The sequence below is a fragment of the Actinomadura logoneensis genome (genome assembly GCF_003428695.1).
Classification (GTDB): domain Bacteria; phylum Actinomycetota; class Actinomycetes; order Streptosporangiales; family Streptosporangiaceae; genus Spirillospora; species Spirillospora logoneensis.
The window spans coordinates 1-3773 of sequence record NZ_QURH01000756.1; the positions used below are offsets into that span (position 1 = coordinate 1).

Annotated in this window: 2 protein-coding genes; one reads left to right on the forward strand and one right to left on the reverse strand. The window is 74.6% G+C overall.

The window, feature by feature from the left end:
• Window positions 1-136 precede the first annotated feature (136 nt).
• Window positions 137-1720: an MFS transporter gene (locus DZF91_RS26810; RefSeq protein WP_235834594.1), complete on the reverse strand. Its 1584-nt coding sequence runs from the start codon at window positions 1718-1720 to the stop codon at window positions 137-139.
• A 235-nt stretch (window positions 1721-1955) separates the two neighbouring features.
• Here DZF91_RS26810 and DZF91_RS26815 point away from each other — a divergent pair.
• Window positions 1956-3773, forward strand: a 1818-nt coding sequence (locus tag DZF91_RS26815) for a type I polyketide synthase (RefSeq protein WP_147341401.1), incomplete at its 3' end; no start/stop codon positions are given.

Here is a 3773-nt window from a genome sequence, read left to right on the forward strand (position 1 = left end):
AGCCGGACGCGGTCGCCGCGGGCGGCGAGGGCGCGGCCGAGCGCGGCGCACGGCTGGACGTCGCCGCGCGACCCGGCCGCGAAGATCACGATCGTGCGGCTCACGGGGGCTCCTCCCGCCGGCCTGCCGCCGGCGTCTACCAGGCGTCGCCGCGCGGGATGCGGTGCGGCCCGGTCGTCTCGCTGTCCTCGGGGTCGTAGGGGCGGTACCAGCCCTCGGGCGGGGGCGGCAGGCCCCGGCGGACGTTCTCGTCCAGGTACGAGTGGAGCATGGGGTGGCCGCGCCGCGGCGCGACGAGCACGTCGTCCGGTTCCGTGCGGGGCGCGGGCGCCGCGGTGTCCCCGCGCAGGTCGGCCAGCCGCGGCAGGGTCGCGGCGGAGATCAGGCCGCCGACCGCGACGAGCCCGGCGCCGAACAGCAGCCCGGACGCGATGCCGTGCCGGAAGCGCTCCATCGCCGCCGCCGACGCGTGCCCGGGCAGGTCACTGACCAGCACGCCGACGACCGCGATCCCGAACGCGCCGGACGCCTCGCGGACCACGTTGAGGATGCCGCTGGCGACGCCGGTCCGCTCGTCCGGGACGGCCTTGAGGACGTACATCGCGAGCGGCATGACCAGCGCGGCCCCGGCCCCGACGGTCAGCACGCCCGGCATCAGGTCCGGGTAGCCGTCGCCGCGCCGGATGGTGGCGAACCAGGACATGCCGAGCGCCATCACGCCCATCCCGCCGCCGATGGTGATCCGCGGCCCGATCCGTCCGGCGAGCCAGAACGCGACCGGGGTCAGCGCCATGATGACGAACGCGGCGGGCAGCAGCACCAGGGACGACTCGACCGCCGAGAAGCCGAGGTAGTCCTGCATGAAGGTGGCCGAGTAGAACAGCAGGGCGGTGAACCCCATGCCCTGCAGCATCTGGGACAGCAGCCCGCCCGCGAACACCCGGTTCCGCAGGAAGCCGAGGTCGATCATCGGGTCGGGTGCCCACCGCTCGACCGCGACGAAGCAGCAGGCCGCGATCAGCGCGAGCGCGAACACGCCGAGCACCGGACGCGCGGTCCAGCCGTCCCGCTGGACGGCCTCCAGCCCGTAGACCAGCGCGAACAGCATCGTCGCGGAGATCATCAGGCCGGGCATGTCGACCCGGGCGTCGGCGTTGGCGGCCTTGGAGCTCAGCACCACCGAGCCGAGCGCGATCACCAGCACGCCGGGGACGATGTTGACGAGGAAGATCCAGCTCCACGACCAGTAGGTGACGATGGACGCGCCGATCGGCCCGCCGAGGGCGGTCGCCGAGCCGCCCGCCGCGACCCACACGATCGTGCCGAGCGACCGCTGCTTGTCGCTGCGCCCCACGGTGACCATGACGAGCGTCGCGGGGAGCGCGAGCGCCGCGCCCGCGCCCTGCACCACGCGCGACAGGATCAGGAACGACGCGTCGGTGGCGAGCCCGCACGCGGCGGAGGCGGCGGTGAAGACGGCCATCCCGGTGATGAACCCGACGCGGCAGCCGTAGATGTCGGTGATCCGGCCCCCGGCGACCATCAGGCAGGAGAACATCAGCATGTAGCCGGTCGTGACCCACTCGGCGGCCGAGCCGGACATCCCGAGGTCGCGCCGGATCGTCGGGATCGCCTGGATGACCACCGTGTTGTCCATGGTGGTGACGAAGGCGCTCACGGCCACGACGAGCAGTGCCCACCGGTATCGTCCTCGGGTCACGTGGCTCGCCGCTTCCCCCTGTGCGCGTGAGTGGTTATGGTGCCCAACTATCCCATCAGGCCCCACCTCCTGCCAGGGGGTCCCGCCGTCGCCCGCCCGGGGGTCTTGTCATCGGCGTGACAAGTGACACCTGAGAAAAGTGGCCTGTGTGCGCATCGTGAGGCGGTCAAAGTAGGACATCGTGGACCTCCTTCCGAGCCGCACGACGAACCCGCGTCATTGGGGGACCCCGCACATGCACTCACGTGAGGGCATCGGCGAGGACGCGATCCGCCGGTACCTGGTCGAGCAGATCGCGCACCGGTCCCGGGTCGAGCCCGCCGAGGTCGATCCCGACCGTCCCCTGGAGGAGTTCGGGCTCGCGTCCCGGGACGCCGTCGCCGTCGCCGGCGAGCTGGAGCAGCTGCTCGGCCGCGCGCTGCCCGCGACGCTGGTCTGGGAGCACCCCACCATCAACCGGCTGTCCGCCGCCCTGGCGAGCGGCGCGGACCTCACCCCGTCCGCCCCGGTGGCGGCGTCCGCGTCCGCGCCCGCGCCCGTCGCCGACGCGCGCGCGGACGAGCCGATCGCCGTCGTCGGCGTCGGCCTGCGGATGCCGGGCGGCGCGCGCGACCTCACCGGACCGGACGACTTCTGGCGCTTCCTGCTCGACCGGGGCGACGCCGTCCGCGAGGTCCCGGACGGCCGCTGGGACCCGTTCGACGACGGATCGCCCGAGGTCGGCGACCTGCTCGCGCGCACCACCCGGCTCGGCGGCTTCCTCGCCGACGTCGCCGGGTTCGACGCGGAGTTCTTCGGGATCTCGCCGCGCGAGGCCGCCGTCATGGACCCGCAGCAGCGGCTCGTCCTGGAGGTCGCCTGGGAGGCGTTCGAGCACGCGGGCCTCGCGCCCGCCGCGCTGCGCGGCACCCGGACGGGCGTGTTCGTCGGCGTCTCCGCGCCCGAGTACGCCGCGTTCACCGCGTCCGACCTGGCGGCGCTGGAGCCGTTCACCGCGACCGGCGCGGCGCTGAGCGTGATCGCCGGGCGCCTCTCCTACCTGCTGGACCTGCGCGGCCCGTCGATGATCGTGGACACCGCGTGCTCGTCGTCGCTGGTCTCCACGCACCTGGCCGTCCAGGCGCTGCGCGGCGGCGAGGCGGACGTGGCGCTCGCGTCCGGCGTGAACGTGCTGCTGTCGCCGACCGTCACCATGACCTTCGACCTCGCGGGCGGGACGGCCGCCGACGGGCACTGCAAGCCGTTCGACGCGAGCGCGGACGGCATGGTCCGCGCGGAGGGCTGCGGCGCGGTCGTGCTGAAGCGGCTCTCCGACGCGCGGCGGGACGGCGACCGGGTGCTCGCGGTCATCCGCGGCTCCGGCGTGAACTCCGACGGCCGCTCCAACGGCCTGGTCGCGCCGAACTCCGAGGCGCAGAAGGCGCTGCTGCGCGACGTGTACGCCGCCGCCGGGATCGACACCCGCGAGGTGGACTACGTCGAGGCGCACGGCACCGGCACCTTCCTCGGCGACCCGATCGAGGCGCGGGCGCTCGGCGAGGTGCTGGGCGCGGGCCGGGACGCCGGGAGCCCGCTGCTGCTCGGCTCGGTGAAGTCGAACCTCGGGCACCTGGAGGCGGCGGCCGGGGTCGCGGGGCTGGTCAAGACCGTCCTCGCGCTGCACCACGGCGTGATCCCGCCGTCGAACCACTTCACGGAGCCGAACCCGCACATCCCGTTCGACGACCTGCGGCTCGCGGTCGTCGCTGAGCCGACGCCGTGGCCGGCGCACGGGCGCCCCCGCCGCGCGGGCGTCTCGGGCTTCGGGTTCGGCGGGACGAACGCGCACGTCATCCTGGAGGAGGCCCCGGCCGCCGAGGTCGTGCGCGAGGACGTCCCGGTCCGCGTCTACCCGCTGTCCGACACGTCCGAGGGCCGGGTGCGCGCGTACGCCGCCGAACTGGCCGACTGGCTCGACCGGAGCGAGGCGGGCGGTGTGGCCCAGGGCGTGGCCGACGCCGACCTCGCGCGGACGCTGCGCCGCCGCGACGGGCGGGGACGCGCCCGGGCCGCC